The organism is Stappia indica, assembly GCF_001696535.1.
Classification (GTDB): domain Bacteria; phylum Pseudomonadota; class Alphaproteobacteria; order Rhizobiales; family Stappiaceae; genus Stappia; species Stappia indica.
Map to the genome: position 1 here is coordinate 37,476 of NZ_MBQE01000003.1, position 14,001 is coordinate 51,476.

Sequence of the window (14,001 nt, forward strand, 5' to 3'; positions counted from 1 at the left end):
CGGCCTAGAGCGGGAAGCCGTGCTCGATGAGGGCCGCTTTCAGCGACACGGCATCGGTGAAGTGGATGGCATGCATCCCCACCGACCGGGCGGCTGCGACATTCGCAGGGCTGTCGTCGATGAAGACGGTGCGCTCCGGGGCGAGGTCATTGCGCGAGAACAGCACCTGGTAGATGCGCGGGTCCGGCTTGACGAGCCGCTCATGCGCGGAAACGACCACGTCGATGAAGCTGTCGGCAAGGAACGGAAAGCGCTGCTCGCACTCGGCGAACTTTTCGGACGAAAAATTCGTGATCGCGTAGAGCGGGACGCCCGCCTCCTTCAGCGCGGCGAGGATCGCGACGCTGCCGGGCACCTCGCCCGGCACCATTTCGTGCCAGCGCGTATCCCAGGCCAGGATCTCCTCGCGGTGGTCGGGACGCCGCGCCAGCGCCTCCGCGATGCCCTCGGCAAAGCTGCGGCCCCGGTCCTGCTCGAGATTCCACTCCGGCGGCAGCACCTCGGCGAGAAATCGGTCGGCATCCGCCTCGTTCTGGAAGATGCTGCGATAGAGCAGGCGCGGATCCCACTGGATGAGGACGTTGCCGATGTCGAAGACCACGGTGTCGGGGCGGTTTGCCATGCAGGGATCTCGGGATTGCGGGCGCCGCGGCCCTGGAACACACTGTCGGGATGAGAAGACTGGCGCGACGATCCGGTTCTGGGCAAGGGGTAATCGGCGGCACGGCGCGCCTCTCCCGCAGCTTTTCCCGTGGCCTTGCCGCAATGCTGCTGGGCGCGCTGGTATTCGGCGGTTCTGCCGGGCGGCCTGCGGCACAAGACGGCTCGCCTCCGCAGGCGGACGGTCCTGCCTTTCTGCCCTGGCAGGAAGACGTCGTTCCGACAGATGGCGACGGCGCCGGACAAGCGCCCGGAGAAACGCCGTTCGATCCTGCACGTCTTGTCCTGATGCCGGAGCTGCGCGTCGGCATCGTCATGGATCCGGCTGCCGGCGATTTCGGTCGTGCGGCTCCCTTTCGCGAATTGCTGGAGGCGGGCCTGCACATTCCGGTCCTGCTGATCGCCTATCGCGACCTGTCCCACCTGCAGCGGGCTGTCGTCACGGGGGAGGTGCACTATGCGCCGCTCTCGGCGTCGGCATATGCGGCAGCGCAAGGGGAGTGCGCCTGCCTGGAGCCGCTCGTTGCTCCGCGCCGGGACGATGGGGAGACAGGCTGGTACGCCATCGCACTCGCGCGGGCCGGAGAGGAGATCGACCGGCCCGCGGACATTGCGGGTCGGCGCATCGCCACCGGACCGCGCGAGGCGGTCGGCAGCCGGCTTGTCCAGCTCGCCGGCTTGTCGGCCCAAGGTGTCGATCTGGAAGGCAAGACGACCGCCGCCTCGCTCGTCGCTCATGACGATCCGCTGTCGGCCGCCTTGGCGCTGGTGCGGGGCGATGCCGATGTCGCTTTCGTCTGGTCGTCGTTGCAGGGCGCGGCGGAGGCGGGCTATTCGCGCGGCACCTTGCGCGATCTGGCCGAACGCGGCGTCGATGTCTCAGGGCTCGAAATCGTCTGGTCATCCGGCCTGATCGCCGGCGCCCCGCATGTGGTGCGCCGGGATGTGCCGCAGGAAATCCGCAGCGAGATCTCGGCGATCATGACCGGGCAGGGCGCAGCGCAGACCGCTTCCGGCGCCGGCTTCGTCGCCGTCGGCGCAGAGGACTACGCTCCCGTCCTGGCTGCTTTTCCGCCGGATGCAGGTGCGCCGCGCGGCCGTCTTCGGCCGCTGGGCGGCGGCGACTAGCGAGAGATCAGTTGCAGCACTCGACGCTCGTGCTGACGCGCGGACGCAGGTAGTAGGTGTCGCTGAGGGTGATGGTGGCGCTGTTGAACACGTCCTTCAGCACTGCCGCGAAGTTCGGGCGATGCTCGTATTCGGCATGAGCGACGACCAGGTAGGTGCCTTTCTGCCGGGTGAGTTCTTGCGGCAGCTCGATCGGCGGAGCAGAGTTGGTGCCCCACTGGGACGTGTTCATCGCCCGGCTCCACACGACGCGCGGCTGGTTCACTTCCTTCATCCAGACGCTTGCGACCACCACTTTCAGCGGCGCTTCCGGATAGGGGTCGAGCACGGCGCGCGACAGCTTCAGCAGATCGTTGACCTCCGACGACTTGAGCTTGTCGGCCTGGGCCACCAGATCGGCGACCGAGCTTGCAGCCTGGCTGACCTTGCGGTCGAGCGTCAACGCGGAGTTCAGCTCGGTCACGCCGAGGAACAGCACCAGCATGAAGGGCAGCACAAGAGCGAACTCCACCGCTGCGACGCCGCGCCGGTCGCGCATCAGGCCGCCGGCAATCCGTGCGACGGTCTTGCGCACGATGCGGCGCGGTTCCTGCTGGCGCTCCTGCCGTTTCGGGCTGCTCATGGTCACTTGCCCGCCTGTTGCGTGGTCCATGGGAAGGGTTCGTTTCTGAACACCGCGGTGGCGACCAGCAGTCGGTCGCCGGAGCTGAGGTCGCCATAGGCGGTCTTCATCATCGACGACAGCATCGGCCAGCGGTACAGCGCCCGCACTACGATGATCTGGCCGGCTTCGCCGTGATTGTAGCCGGTGTCGGCGACCAGCTCGCCGTCTTTGATGAGCGGCTTGGGAGTGAAGGACGAGAAGTCGTCGATCCGTTCGACGTCGATCGTGAGCCGATCCGAAGTGATCGGAAAGCCGGACAGATGCTCCAGCATCGCTTCCTTGAACTTGTCGGCGTTGAACCCTTGCGCATGGGCCTGGCCGGTGCGGATCATCCGCGCCGCATCCATTGTCGCGTTGCTGAGCACCTGGTTGGCGAAGAACGCCAGGCCGATCTCGATCACTCCGAACAGGAGCATCAGGAAAGGAACTGCGACAAAGGCGAATTCGATCGCCGTCGTTCCTTCGCGGTCTCGCACCACTGCACGCAGGGGACGCAGGCGAGCGAAGCGAGAAAGGAGACGATCTCTCAGCATCTGTCAGATACTCGTTGTCGGGAAGCGGTCAGGGCCGTGTGCCGGCAGGTCAGTTGGAAACGCCCGCTGCCTTTTCGGACATGTCGTTGCGCTGGTTGGACTGCTTGCTCAGCAGCTCGTAACCGGCATCGCCGTCGCCCACGCGCATCACGGGTTCGCAATTGGGTGCGCAGGAATAGCTGTAGCGCTCGCCCTTGCGCTGGACCGTCACGGTGTCGCCGGATGCGGCGGAGACCGTGATCACCTCGTCGATGATCGGCTCGCCCTTGCGGTCGAGGATCACGAGGTTCGTCGTGCCGTACAGCTTGCCGGTGACCACCACCGTCTGGCGGTCGTACATGGTCACATCGGCGATCGCCGGGTTGCCGACGATCACGGTGTCTGCGGGCGCGTCGATGCGGAACACCTTCGCCCGGTCGGTCATGACCTGGACGCCGCTCTCCTGGGCCTGGGCGCCCGTCACGGGAAGGGTAGCCAACAGGGCCGCAGCCGTGATCGACGCAAAAAAAGCCTCGCGAAAATGCGACATGGGCAAGCTCCTCAGCGAAAATTCCTTCCTGAGAGTGAAGGATATTGGTGAAGGAAGGGCTAACGCCCCGCCTGTTCCGAAGCGTTCTGCGAGCATCGTTAATGTCCGGGGGCCTCCGGCAAAGATCGCCCGACCGGCGGACTCCCCGGCCGCTTGCCGTCCTTTGCGGCAGGAACGGCGCATGAGGGAGATGCACCCTGTTTGGTTAAAATGCAGGCTCATGTATTTTTGAAGAATTAACTATAAGGTTGCTCGGTGAGAACTCCTGCATAGTCGGTGCTGAATTTAACCTTGTGGCAAGGTGTGGTTCCTATAGTGACAACATCTTCGAGCGACCGAAATAACAACAAGGTCGACGAGGTGGTGCAGACAAACAAGTGAAGTGTAGGAGCCAACCATGCAGAAGTTTCTTGCTCGTTTCGCCAAGGATGAGTCCGGCGCGACCGCCATCGAATACGGCCTGATCGCCGGCCTGATCGGCGTCGCCATCATCGCTGCGGTCACCCTCACCGGCACGAACCTCACGGGTCTTTTCAACCGTATCGCCGGCAAGCTGACGACCCCCGCCGTCTAAGGCCGGTTACCGCTTTCACGGCTTGTCCCGGCATCGCTGCCGGGACAAACGAAAGTGCTTGATGCGGGCGGCGTTAGCCGCCCGTTTCCGTTTGCGGCCGGGGTGCCTGTGCCAGATGCGGTGGCAACCGGCACATCATCAACCGGCCCTTGAGGGACACCGTTTTAGAACCGCTTCTGCCAGGGGATGCCCGGCGTGACGTCGATGCGGAGGATTGGTGCATGATCGAGGCAGCGCTGCTGGTCGTCTTTCCATGTCTCGTGGCTTTCGCCGGGGCATCCGACCTGTTCACGATGACCATCCCCAACCGGGTCTCGCTTATGATGATTGCCGGTTTCGCAATGCTTGCGCCGGCCATCGGCATGGCGCCGCTCGAAATCGGCTTCCACCTGATCGCCGCCGGCATCGCGTTGTCCTTCGGGCTCGCGTTCTTCGCGTTTGGCTGGATGGGCGGCGGCGACGCAAAGCTGATGACCGTCGTTGCACTATGGCTGGGCCTGACGCCGGCTCTTGGCGAGTTTTTGCTGCTGACGAGCGTCTACGGCGCAGTGCTGACGCTGGCCATCCTCGGATTCCGGAAAGACGTGCTGTTGCCGATCGCCGCTTACCGTGTGGAATGGATCGCGCGCCTGCATGACAACAAGACCGGCATTCCTTACGGCATCACCATCGCGATTGCCGCGTTGCAGGCCTACCCCGGATCGATCTGGTTCCGGGCGATCATGTAGGAGAAACAACGCAGTTCCGGGGTCTTGCGCGTACCCTGCGGTATCGTCGTCCTTCGGCAGCAGATGTCATAAGTTAACGAAATATAAATGATGCAGAAGCTTTGATTTCAATTTGCGAAATGTTCAAAGTCTGTTCATCGAAATTGATCATATCTGATTAACCATGTCTTGACCATTTTCCCGCCACAGTAGTCGCACGATGACCGAAGGCGCATCCGCGTCCGGTCCGCTACGATCCATGCGGGTATTGGCAATGAAGATCGCACGTTTCGCCATTCTGGGCATTTCACTCGCCGCCGGCGTACTGGTGGCGCGAATGGTGATGAGCAACAATCCCGAGCCGCCGAGCGCGCCGGTGGTCGTCACCGAGACGGTTGAGAAGGACGACGTCCTCACCGTTGCCAAGGACATCGCCCTCGGCGAGCAACTGTCGGCGGCGGACCTGTCCTGGACCAGCTGGCCCAAGGAGCTTGCCCCGGCGACGGCGGTGTTGCGCTCTCAGCGGCCCGACGCCATCACCGAGATCGCCGGCCGGATCGCCAAGGCGCCCGTCTATCAGGGCGAGCCGGTGCGCGAGGAGCGCCTGATCAGCAGCGATCGCGGCTTCATGTCGACCATCCTTCCCAAGGGCAAGCGGGCCATCGCCGTTTCGGTCGAGGCGCTTACCGCCGCCGGCGGCTTCATTCTGCCGGGCGACAAGGTCGATGTGATCCTGACGCGCCAGTCGTCCGCCCGCTCCGGCAATACGTTCACCAGCGAGACGATCCTGCAGAACGTGCGGGTGCTGGCCATCGACACCACCACCGCCGGCGAGCGCGACGAGAAGGCGCTGCCACCCGGACAGACCGCCACTTTGGAGCTCGAGCCGGCCGAGGCCGAGGTCGTCGCACAGGCCTCGCAGCTCGGCACCATCGCCCTTGTGCTGCGCTCGGCGCAGGATTCTGCGGACGATGCCGATCCGGGTCTCGTGGGCGGCGGAGTGAATTTCGTGAAGTTCGGCGTTGCCAGCCAGGCACGGACGCAGCGGTAACGGGCGTCGGGCGCGGTGATGACGGCAAGGAGTATTCGGATGTTGGCTCAACGTTTCTTCCGGATCGGTACGGCGATCTGCCTTGTCCTGACCGGCCTTGCCGGGATGGATGCAGCCCGTGCCGACGGCTATCCAAAGGCAGTCACCATCCAGGCCGGCGAGCGGGTCGCCGGTCGGTTGCTCAAGGTCGGGCTCGGCCGCTCCGTCGTCATCAATCTCGGCGAGGAAGTGAGCGACGTCATCGTCTCCAATCCGGAGGTGGCGGACGCCGTGGTGCGCTCCTCGCGCCGGGTCTTCATCATGGGCAACAAGGCGGGGCAGGCGAGCCTGTTCCTGTTCGGCCGGGCCGGAAACCAGATCGCCAGCTTCGATCTCGCCGTCGAGAACGACACGACCGACCTCAACATGATGATCCGCCGCGCCCTTCCGGGCGCCGACATCACGGCCGAGTCGGTCAATGGCAACATCGTCCTGAGCGGCACGGCCTCCAGCACCGTCGAAGCCCAGCAGGCCGCGGATCTCGCGGCGCGCTTCTCCAAGGTCGAGGGCAGCACGCTGCCGGTCCTCAACATGGTCTCGGTGAGCGGCAAGGACCAGGTGCACCTGAAGGTGACGGTCGCCGAGGTCGAGCGCTCGATCATCAAGCAGCTCGGCGTCAACCTGTCCGGCACCATCGGCATCGGCAATTACAGCGCCAATTTCAACAGCTCGCCCGGCTATTCGGTCAACTCGAACATCATCGGCCGCCCGAGTGCCGGCGGAGGCTTCCTTGCCGGCGGTTCGAGGCTGAATGCGGACCTGCAGGCGCTGCAGCGCGACGGTGTGATCCGGACCCTCGCCGAGCCGACGCTGACCGCGATTTCCGGCGAGAATGCCAGCTTCCTGGCCGGCGGCGAGTTCCCGATCCCGATTGCCGAGGACAACAACAAGCTCACCGTCCAGTTCAAGAAGTTCGGCGTCGGCCTCGACTTCACGCCGGTAGTTCTGAGCGGGGGACGCATTTCCCTGCGCATCAAGACCGAGGTCAGCGAGATCACCCAGGAGGGCGCGGTCTCGATCGGGACGCTGGTCATTCCCGCGCTGAAGGTGCGCCGGGCCGAGTCCACCGTCGAACTGCCCTCCGGCGGCACGCTGGTCATGGCCGGCCTGCTGAAGGAATCCTACAAGCAGGACCTCAACGGCGTGCCCGGCCTGATGCAGGTGCCGATCCTCGGCGCCCTGTTCAAGAGCCGCGACTTCCTGCGCCAGGAGACCGAACTCGCCGTCTTCGTGACGCCCTACACGGTCCGCCCGACGGCCCGCTCGGAGCTTGTCGAGCCGACCCGCAACCTGGCGCCGGCGACCGATGGCGAAACGATTTTCCTGAACCGTCTCAACCGCATGTACCGGGTGTCCGGCGATCCTGGACAGGGCGCCTATCACGGTCAGGTCGGCTATATCTACGAGTGAGGACCGGTCCCATGCATCCTGCATCCGCAAAGCGCACTGCCGCTTCCGCAACCCGGGTCCGCGCGCTCACGCCGACCCTCGCCGTTCTCGCCGCGCTGCTGGCGGCCGGCTGCCAGACCCAGCAGCCGACGGTGGAGACGCTTGCCACCAACGACTACCGCCTGCGTCATCCGATCGTGGTGAGCGAAGGGGTGAAGACGCTCGACCTGCCGGTGGGCAGCGACATGCGCCGCCTGTCGCCGCAGCTCTCGGCCGTCGTCTCGAGCTTCGCCGCTGAAGCCCGCTCGCGCGGCGGCGGCGCGATGGAGATTATCGTGCCGTCGGGCGCCTACAACGAGGCGGCCGTCCATGCGGTGCTGCCGCAGATCCGCACGGCCCTGGTGCAGGGCGGCGTATCGCCCAAGCGCATCGCCACCCGCGGATATCCGGTCCAGGATCCGGGCATCTCCGCGCCGGTGCGCCTGGCCTATTCCGGCCTGCAGGCCAAGACCGGTCCTTGCGGCCAGTGGCCCGACAACATCACCGGCGGCGGCGACGGCATGCGCCACAACCCGCATCTGAACAACACGCAGTACTACAATTTCGGCTGCGCCACGCAGTCCAACCTGGCCGCCATGGTCGACAACCCGACGGACCTGCTCTACCCGCGCGCCTCGACGCCGGCCGACCAGATCCGCCGTGGCACGGTCTACGGCAAGTATCGCGCCGGCGAGCAGACGGCGACCGACTACAAGGAAGGCGACGGTTCGCGCGTTTCCGACGCTGCAAACTGATCCGGAGGAGCTGGACGGATGAACACCCTCGCTTACGACCCGCCGCTCGACGAGGACGGGTATCCGCATGAGCCGGCGATGGGCGACTACCACGCCATCGCCGCGCCTGCCGATACGCTGGACATCAAGACAGTGCCGCGCATCGCCATCCAGGCCTTCTGCGAGAGCGAAGACGTCGCCCGGATGATCGAGAGCGCGGCCCAGGACCGGCGCATGGCCAAGGCTCATGTGAAGGTGCACAAGGGCGGGCTCGCCGCTGCCGTCGACTTCTACGGCTCGGCGCCGACGCCGAATCTGATCCTGCTGGAGACCCGCACGGAAGCGTCCAAGCTGATCCAGGGTCTGGAGCGGCTGGCGGAAGTCTGCGATGCCGGCACCAAGGTGATGATCATCGGCCACGTCAACGACGTGAAGCTCTATCGCGACCTGATCCACCGCGGCATCAGCGATTACCTCGTCGCCCCGATCAACCTGTTCCAGCTGATCGGCGCCATCGGCGAGCTCTACGTCAACCCGGACGCCGAGCCGCTCGGACGGACCATCGCCTTCGTCGGTGCCAAGGGCGGCGTCGGCTCGTCGACCGTGGCGCACAATGTCGCCTGGTCGATCGCCCGGGTCTACGAAAGCGACGTGGTGCTGGCCGATCTCGATCTCGCCTTCGGCACCGCCGGTCTCGACTTCAACCAGGACCCGTTGCAGGGCGTGTTCGAGGCCGTCTCCTCGCCCGAGCGCCTCGACGAGACCATGCTCGACCGCCTGCTGTCGAAATGCGCCGAGCGCCTCAGCCTTCTCGCGGCTCCCGCTTCGCTGGAGCGGACCTACGATCATGGCGAGACCAGCTTCGACGGTCTTCTCGACGTCATGAAGCAGGGTGCTCCGGCGATCGTGCTCGACCTGCCGCATGTCTGGTCGGGCTGGGTCCGTCGGATGCTGGCGGCTGTCGACGAGGTGGTGATCGTCGCCGAGCCGGATCTTGCCAACCTGCGCAACGCCAAGAACATGATCGACACGCTGCGGCAGCTGCGGCCCAACGATGCGCCGCCGCGCCTCGTGCTCAACCGGGTCAACGTTCCGAAGCGCCCGGAGATCAAGGCGGCCGAATTCGCGGACGCCCTCGAGCTCACCGCCGCTGCGGTGGTGCCGTTCGATCCGATGCTGTTCGGCACGGCCTCCAACAACGGCCAGATGATCGGCGAGCAGGATGAAAAGCACGCGACGGCTGAGATCTTCAGCCAGATCTCGCAGCTGGTCACCGGTCGCGGCGAAGTGGCGAAGCCCAAGGGCCTCGCGCTCGGTTCGCTGGTGTCCCGCTTCCTGAAGAAGGGCAAGGCCGCCGGCTGACCGGCGGTCCGGCATGTTTCTTCAAGACGATTGAAAGCAGGTAACGATGTTCGGTCGACGTGGCGCTTCCTCAGGTTCACAGACGTCCCGCCCCGCGGCGCCGCCCATGCAGGGCGAGCCGCAGGCCGCGCCGGCTGCACCGCCCCCGTCGGCCGCAGCCGATCCCGCACGGGCGCCCGAACGCGCTCCTGCTGCGGCGCAGCCCGCCGTAGCCGCCAAGCCGGCGCCGCCCCCGCCGCCGGTCGCCGAACCGCGCGCGCCGCAGCGCTCGGAAGGCTATTACGCGACCAAGTCGTCGATCTTCAACGCGCTTGTCGAGGCCATCGACCTGTCGATGCTGACACGCCTCAGCGCCGAGGATGCGCGCGAGGAGATCCGCGACGTCGTCAACGACATCATCGCGCTGAAGAACGTGGTGATGTCGATCTCCGAGCAGGAAGACCTGCTGGAAGACATATGCAACGACGTTCTGGGCTACGGTCCGCTCGAGCCGCTGCTGGCGCGCGACGACATCGCCGACATCATGGTCAACGGCGCCAACACGGTCTACATCGAGACCCAGGGCCGCATGCAGCAGACCAGCGTGCGCTTCCGCGACAACAAGCAGCTGATGAACATCTGCCAGCGGATCGTCAGCCAGGTCGGCCGCCGCGTCGACGAATCCAGCCCGATCTGCGACGCCCGCCTCGCCGACGGCTCGCGCGTCAACGTCATCGCGCCGCCGCTGGCCATCGACGGGCCGACGCTCACCATTCGTAAGTTCAAGAAGGACAAGCTGACCCTCAAGCAGCTCGTCCAGTACGGCTCGATCTCGCCCGAGGGCTCGACGGTGCTCGAGATCATCGGCCGCAGCCGTTGCAACGTGCTGATTTCCGGCGGCACGGGTTCGGGCAAGACGACGCTGCTCAACTGTCTGACGGCCTATATCGATTCCACCGAACGCATCATCACCTGCGAGGACGCGGCCGAGCTGCAGCTGCAGCAGCCGCATGTGGTGCGCCTCGAGACCCGCCCGCCGAACCTGGAAGGCGAGGGCGAGGTGACCATGCGCGATCTCGTCAAGAACTGCCTGCGTATGCGTCCCGAGCGGATCATCGTCGGCGAGGTGCGCGGACCCGAGGCCTTCGACCTGCTTCAGGCGATGAACACCGGCCATGACGGGTCCATGGGCACGCTGCACGCCAACAGCCCGCGCGAGGCGTTGTCGCGTCTGGAATCGATGATCACCATGGGCGGCTTCTCGCTGCCCTCCAAGACCCTGCGCGAGATGATCGTCTCGTCCATCGACGTGATCGTCCAGGCGCAGCGCCTGCGCGACGGTTCGCGCCGCATCACCCACGTTTCCGAAGTGATGGGCATGGAAGGCGACGTGATCATCACCCAGGACGTGTTCCTCTACGACATCCTGGGCGAGGATGCGAACGGCAAGCTGATCGGCCGGCATCGCTCCACCGGCATCGGGCGTCCGAAGTTCTGGGAAAAGGCCCGCTACTTCGGCGAAGAGCACCGCCTTGCCGCCGCCCTCGACGCCGCCGAAGCACCGGAGCCCGGACATGGCTGACCTGCAGTCCTTCCTCTCGCCGGAGGTGACGACGATCGCCATCGCCTTGCTGGCGACGTTCTCCATCGGCGGCATCATCTACGCCTTGTTCGAGCCGCAACTGAGCGGTCGGACTGCCCGCGAAAAGCGCATGAAGTCTGTCGCGGTCCGCAACAGCGCTGCCATCGACGCCACCCGCAAGGCGCGCGACGGCGACCGCCGGCGCAAGTCGGTTCAGGACCAGCTCAAGGAGTTCGAGGCCCGCGAGAAGAAGAAGCAGCAGCGCGCCGCGCGCCTGACGCTGGACGAACGCATCGACCAGGCCGGCCTGTCGTGGTCGAAGCGCGGGTTCATCGTCTTCTCGGTGATTTGCGCGCTGGTGCTGGGCCTTGTCGGCCTGACGGCCTCCGGCTCGCTGATCGTGACCCTGGGCCTGATGTTCGTCGGCGGTTTCGGCGTGCCGCGCTTCTATCTCGCGCGCCGCCGCAAGAAGCGGATCGAAGCGTTCCTCAACGAGCTTCCCAATGCGGTCGACGTGATCGTGCGCGGCACCAAGGCCGGCCTGCCGCTCGGCGAGTGCGTGCAGATCGTTGCTGCCGAGGCGCGCGAGCCGATCAAGACCGAGTTCCGTCGCATCGTCGAGGCGCAGACCATGGGCATCACCCTGGCGGAGGCCATCGCCAAGCTGCCGAGCCGCATGCCGGTCGCCGAGGCGAACTTTCTCGCCATCGTGGTGATGATCCAGTCGCAGTCGGGCGGCTCGCTGTCCGAGGCGCTCGGCAACCTGTCCAAGGTGCTTCGCGAGCGCAAGGCGATGAAGGGCAAGATCGTCGCCATGAGCCAGGAGGCCAAGTCCTCCGCCGCGATCATCGGCTCGCTGCCCTTCCTCGTCATCGGCGCGCTGTCGGTGCTCAGCCCCTCCTACATGATGCTGCTGTTTACCGATCCCGCCGGCAACATCATCATCGTCGCCAGCGGCCTGTGGATGCTGACCGGCATCTTCATCATGAAGAAGATGATCGCCTTCGACTTCTGATCTGCCGATCTCGGGCAGGAACGACGGACACGGAAAGAGACCATGGGACTGGATTTCTCCAATCTTCTCTCCCAGCAGGCGATGATCGCGATCCTGACCATGGTCGCCATCGCCGGCACGCTGTTTTCGCTCGTCGTGCCTCTGCTGGAAGGCGACAAGCTGAAGAGCCGGATGAAGTCCGTGGCGCTGGAGCGCGAGCAGATGCGCGCGCGCGAGCGGGCCCGTCTTGCCGACGACAAGGCGAATGCCCGGGTGTCCCTGCGCAACAAGCCGAAGAAGAACATGCAGAGGATCGTCGACCGGCTGAACCTCAAGAACCTTCTGTCGGACAACGAGACCAAGCTGCGGCTCATCCGCGCCGGCTATCGCGGCGTGCGTCCGCTCTACACCTATCTCTTCGCGCGGCTCGTGATGCCGGTGATCCTCTTCCTGTTCGCGCTGTTCTATACGTTCGTGGTGCTGCAGCTCGATCAGCCGGCGATGGTCAAGGTCTTCATTGCCTGCCTTGCCGCGTTCATCGGTTTCTACGCGCCCGACCTTTACCTGAAGAACAAGATTCAGAAGCGCCAGCTGTCGATCAATCGCGCCTGGCCGGATGCGCTCGACCTGATGCTGATCTGCGTCGAATCCGGCATGTCCATCGAGGTCGCCTTCCGCAGGGTCTCGGACGAGATCGGCATCCAGTCGATTCCGCTGGCCGAGGAGCTGACGCTGACCAATGCCGAGCTCTCCTATCTCGGCGACCGGCGCATGGCCTACGAGAACCTTGCCAACCGCACAGGCCTGGAAGGCGTCAAGAACGTCTCGCTGGCGCTGATCCAGGCCGAGCGCTACGGCACGCCGATCTCCACCGCATTGCGCGTGATGGCGGACGAGAACCGTATGCAGCGCATGCAGGCGGCGGAAAAGAAGGCTGCGGCCCTGCCGCCGAAGCTGACCGTTCCGATGATCGTGTTCTTCCTGCCCGTCCTGCTCGCCGTCATCATCGGCCCGGCGATCATCCAGGCTCTGGCGACCTTCTGACGGCGCGATCCCGCACCAATGAAAAAGCCACCCGCGAGGGTGGCTTTTGTCGTTTCGGCTGCCCGAAGAAGCGCCAGGCGAAGACGGGGCGTCTCAGCTGCCGGACTTTTTCTTCTTCTTGTCCTGCGCTGCGATCTCGGCCCACGAATTGCGCTGCGACAGCATCGATTTCAGATAAGCGATGTTCTGTGCCGCCTGGGCCGGGTCGATCTCGGCGGTGGCGACCTGCTCGGCCTCCTGGAAGCGGCCCTGCAGGCCGATCGCCAGCGCCAGGTTCTGGCGGATGCGGCTGTCGGCCTTGGGGCTGGCGGCGGCGCGGCGCAGCACGCCTTCTGCCTCCTTGGCCTCGCCTTCCAGCAGGTAGGACATGGCAAGATTGTTGAGCAGGCTCGGCTCGTCCGGAGCGATCTTGAGCGCCTGATTGTAGAGATCGCGCGCCTTCTGGGTGTTGCCCATCTGGTCGTGGATCGCGGCGGCCGCCGACATCAGCCGCCAGTCGGGGCGCGTCGGGGTCTGCGCGCCGTTGATCACCTGCAACGCCTCCGGCAGCCGGCCGTTCATCGCCAGCACCTTGCCATAGGCAGCGGCGATGTCGCGGTCGCTCTGATGGTCGATGATCGCCTGGCGCAGCACCGCCTCGGCCTGGTCGACCTGGCCGTTGCGGCGCAGGGCGGCGGCATAGTTGAGGATGTTCTCGCGGTCCTTCGGCGAGCGCTGGTAGGCCTGCCCCCAGTAACCGACGGCCTGCAGCGCGGCGCTGGATCCCGGCGCGGCATAGCCTTGCGGTGCGCCCGAATGGGTGCCGACGCTGCGCTTCGACGAGGCGCAGCCGGTCAGCGCGACCAGGGCCACCATCGAGGCCGCGAGCATCAGGCGCGGCGCGGCGGAAGAGCGGGAGAGGGCGTGGCGCGTGGATGGCATGGTGCCGGGCTCCTGGACACGGACGGACGTTGGACTTGCAGAATGCGCAAGCTCATCAATACGTCGTTAACC

At 65.4% G+C, this 14,001-nt stretch carries 15 protein-coding genes; 10 read left to right on the forward strand and 5 right to left on the reverse strand.

What is annotated here, in order from left to right:
* Window positions 1-4 precede the first annotated feature (4 nt).
* The gene (locus BBX35_RS11460) at window positions 5-622 is read right to left on the reverse strand and encodes an HAD family hydrolase (RefSeq protein ID WP_067220093.1); all 618 of its coding nucleotides are present in this window, start codon (window positions 620-622) and stop codon (window positions 5-7) included.
* A gap of 326 nt (window positions 623-948) precedes the next feature.
* Between BBX35_RS11460 and BBX35_RS11465 the strand changes: the two genes are divergently transcribed.
* A complete protein-coding gene (locus BBX35_RS11465; protein ID WP_171901440.1) occupies window positions 949-1,788 on the forward strand; it encodes a phosphate/phosphite/phosphonate ABC transporter substrate-binding protein in 840 nt (279 codons plus the stop codon).
* Between the two features lie 7 nt (window positions 1,789-1,795).
* Here BBX35_RS11465 and BBX35_RS11470 read toward each other — a convergent pair whose 3' ends face one another.
* From BBX35_RS11470 to BBX35_RS11480, 3 genes are read right to left on the reverse strand one after another with little or no spacing between them, the layout of a single operon-like run.
* Window positions 1,796-2,410 carry a TadE/TadG family type IV pilus assembly protein gene (locus BBX35_RS11470; RefSeq protein ID WP_171901441.1) on the reverse strand — a complete coding sequence of 205 codons (615 nt, stop codon included), beginning with the start codon at window positions 2,408-2,410 and terminating at the stop codon, window positions 1,796-1,798.
* A 2-nt stretch (window positions 2,411-2,412) separates the two neighbouring features.
* Window positions 2,413-2,985 (reverse strand): TadE/TadG family type IV pilus assembly protein, encoded by a 573-nt coding sequence (locus BBX35_RS11475; RefSeq protein ID WP_067220098.1) that lies wholly within the window; start codon window positions 2,983-2,985, stop codon window positions 2,413-2,415.
* A 49-nt stretch (window positions 2,986-3,034) separates the two neighbouring features.
* Window positions 3,035-3,514, reverse strand: coding sequence for a pilus assembly protein N-terminal domain-containing protein (locus tag BBX35_RS11480; protein ID WP_067220100.1), 480 nt, complete (start codon window positions 3,512-3,514; stop codon window positions 3,035-3,037).
* Window positions 3,515-3,911: 397 nt separating this feature from the next.
* Here BBX35_RS11480 and BBX35_RS22880 point away from each other — a divergent pair, with 397 nt between their 5' ends.
* The 9 genes from BBX35_RS22880 to BBX35_RS11520 all read left to right on the forward strand — a co-directional run bounded on the left by BBX35_RS22880 (window position 3,912) and on the right by BBX35_RS11520 (window position 13,008).
* Complete coding sequence (locus BBX35_RS22880; protein ID WP_083206236.1) at window positions 3,912-4,088, forward strand: Flp family type IVb pilin; 177 nt, start codon at window positions 3,912-3,914, stop codon at window positions 4,086-4,088.
* 221 nt (window positions 4,089-4,309) lie between these two features.
* Window positions 4,310-4,816, forward strand: a complete 507-nt coding sequence (locus BBX35_RS11485; RefSeq protein ID WP_067220102.1) for an A24 family peptidase — start codon at window positions 4,310-4,312, stop codon at window positions 4,814-4,816.
* A gap of 253 nt (window positions 4,817-5,069) precedes the next feature.
* The gene (cpaB, locus tag BBX35_RS11490) at window positions 5,070-5,846 is read left to right on the forward strand and encodes a Flp pilus assembly protein CpaB (protein ID WP_067220105.1); all 777 of its coding nucleotides are present in this window, start codon (window positions 5,070-5,072) and stop codon (window positions 5,844-5,846) included.
* Between the two features lie 39 nt (window positions 5,847-5,885).
* Window positions 5,886-7,295, forward strand: a complete 1,410-nt coding sequence (locus BBX35_RS11495) for a type II and III secretion system protein family protein (RefSeq protein WP_067220108.1) — start codon at window positions 5,886-5,888, stop codon at window positions 7,293-7,295.
* An 11-nt stretch (window positions 7,296-7,306) separates the two neighbouring features.
* Window positions 7,307-8,068, forward strand: coding sequence for a CpaD family pilus assembly protein (locus BBX35_RS11500; RefSeq protein ID WP_083206237.1), 762 nt, complete (start codon window positions 7,307-7,309; stop codon window positions 8,066-8,068).
* 18 nt (window positions 8,069-8,086) lie between these two features.
* Window positions 8,087-9,409: a CpaE/TadZ family protein gene (locus BBX35_RS11505; RefSeq protein WP_067220111.1), complete on the forward strand. Its 1,323-nt coding sequence runs from the start codon at window positions 8,087-8,089 to the stop codon at window positions 9,407-9,409.
* A gap of 46 nt (window positions 9,410-9,455) precedes the next feature.
* Entirely contained in the window at window positions 9,456-10,970 is a 1,515-nt protein-coding gene (locus tag BBX35_RS11510) for a TadA family conjugal transfer-associated ATPase (protein ID WP_067220114.1), read from the forward strand.
* Complete coding sequence (locus BBX35_RS11515) at window positions 10,963-11,985, forward strand: type II secretion system F family protein (protein WP_067220117.1); 1,023 nt, start codon at window positions 10,963-10,965, stop codon at window positions 11,983-11,985. The genes BBX35_RS11510 and BBX35_RS11515 overlap by 8 nt, the downstream gene beginning before the upstream one ends.
* 42 nt (window positions 11,986-12,027) lie before the next feature.
* Window positions 12,028-13,008, forward strand: a complete 981-nt coding sequence (locus BBX35_RS11520) for a type II secretion system F family protein (protein WP_067220119.1) — start codon at window positions 12,028-12,030, stop codon at window positions 13,006-13,008.
* A 93-nt stretch (window positions 13,009-13,101) separates the two neighbouring features.
* Here BBX35_RS11520 and BBX35_RS11525 read toward each other — a convergent pair whose 3' ends face one another.
* The gene (locus tag BBX35_RS11525) at window positions 13,102-13,929 is read right to left on the reverse strand and encodes a tetratricopeptide repeat protein (RefSeq protein ID WP_067220122.1); all 828 of its coding nucleotides are present in this window, start codon (window positions 13,927-13,929) and stop codon (window positions 13,102-13,104) included.
* Window positions 13,930-14,001: the final 72 nt, after the last annotated feature.